This window comes from Modestobacter marinus (genome assembly GCF_019799945.1).
In the GTDB taxonomy this organism is placed as follows: Bacteria; Actinomycetota; Actinomycetes; order Mycobacteriales; family Geodermatophilaceae; genus Modestobacter; species Modestobacter marinus_B.
Map to the genome: position 1 here is coordinate 1 of NZ_JABGCH010000089.1, position 1,845 is coordinate 1,845.

The window sequence follows — 1,845 nt, forward strand, 5'->3', positions numbered from 1 at the left end:
CTCGCCTCACTGCCGGGTCCCCAGGCCGCCGCCAACAACACGCCGACAAGTTGATTCTTTACAGGCCCAGTACACCCAGCAGCGCTGCCAGGCCGCGCCGAGCAGCACCGCGCCGATCGCGGCCTTGAGCCCGGTGTGGGCATCGGAGATGACCAGCTGGGTGCCCGAGAGTCCGCGGGCCTTGAGCGTGCGCAGGAACGCGGTCCAGAAGGCGCCATCTTCGGAGTCGCCGACGGTGAAGCCGAGCACCTCCCGGTGCCCGTCGGCGGCCACCCCGGTGGCGATCACCACCGCCTGGGAGACCACCCGCCGGTTGACCCGGGCCTTGCAGTAGGTGGCGTCGAGGAACACGTAGGGAAACGGGGTCTCGGCCAGCGAGCGGTCCCGGAACGCGGCCACTTCGGCGTCCAGGTCGGCGCAGATCCGGGAGACCTCGCTCTTGGAGATGCCGGTGTCGGCGCCCAGCGCGCGGACCAGGTCGTCGACCTTGCGGGTGGAGACGCCGTGCAGATAGGCCTCCATCACCACCGCGAACAGGGCCTGGTCGATCCGCCGGCGGCGCTCCAGCAGCGAGGGGAAGAACGAGCCGGCGCGCAGCTTGGGGATCCGCAGCTCCAGATCCCCGGCGGTGGTGGTGAGCGTGCGCGGCCGGGACCCGTTGCGCTGCGCGGTCCGGGCATCGGTGCGCTCGTGCGGGCCGGCGCCGATCACCGCGGTGAGCTCGGCTTCGATCAGCGCCTGGTAGAGCGCCTCTGTCGCAGTGCGGATGCGATCGTCCACCTCGGCGGCTTTGAGTGCCTCGAGTAGTTCGAGCAGGGCAGACTGGTCCAGGGCCATCGCGTGGCCTTTCTCTGAGTGAACCTTGGCGGGAACACGCAGAACATCCACGCGGTGGCTCCTCGCACGCCAGCACTTCGCCGACGAGCTCAGGGCCTCCGACCAGCTACACCACTTCCTGGGACGTCACCCAGGGAACGACACCATCTGTGCAACCGGCAGAACTCCTCAGGACAGGTTGACTGGCACGGTTCGACGTCGTTGAGTCCGCCGACTGACAGACTGCGTCACATAGCTGCTGTGTCGAATGCCGACGGCCGCCTTGAACTCTTTGGAACCGCCCGCGATCACACCATCTGGCACAGTTCGGCGAGCTGTAAGTCGTGGAGACGTAGCTTGGACTGAACATCGTGGATCACCTCGACGAGCACGGAGGTTGGTTCGGGCTCGCCCTGCGCGGTTGACACTCATCGTCGAGCACTGGTCGCTGAACTGAAAGTTCACCTCAGAACGACGATCAACGATCGGCAGCAGGTCAAGGCGCGGGCCAGCTGGAGCATTCCGAGGTGGATGTCGCCGCGGCGGGCGATGCGCGGAGTGCTCCCGCGGGCGCGCAGCCTGCGGCGGCAATTGTCGTGGTCGTAGTCGCAGGCGCGGTCGGGCGAACAGCTACCGGCGGCGGCGGGGCCGATCGCGGCGTTCGCGGATCGAAGCGCCAGCGAGGGTGACCGCGAGCGGGATGGGAACGATGATCCGGCTCAAGGGCGGAAGTGGGGTCCGCAGCGACGGATCCGGGCTCAGCCGGCTACTCGCCACCAGTTGACGCTTGAGACATCTCATTGCGAGCACCGAGAGCCATGGCACCTCCAACCATCGATGGTGCTACGCGCTCCATCCATACTGGGACCTTGACGCCTTTCGCTTTCAGGGTAGCGATCCCCTTTTGTGTCACCTTTTTCGTCACATAGGCCATGCCCGTCGCAACTGCGTACACGAATGACGGCGCTCAGATGAAAGTCCCCAGACCTGCTCACTGAATTTCCCCACCCGTGGAGCTCCGCCGGAGAC

Annotated in this window: 2 pseudogenes; both read right to left on the reverse strand. The window is 66.6% G+C overall.

Features of this window, described 5'->3' with window-relative positions:
• Positions 1-66 precede the first annotated feature (66 nt).
• Positions 67-837, reverse strand: a pseudogene (locus tag HK417_RS24185) (IS256 family transposase); the annotation flags it as partial.
• Positions 838-1,277: 440 nt separating this feature from the next.
• Positions 1,278-1,518 (reverse strand): annotated as a pseudogene (locus HK417_RS24190) (IS5/IS1182 family transposase); the annotation flags it as partial.
• Positions 1,519-1,845: the final 327 nt, after the last annotated feature.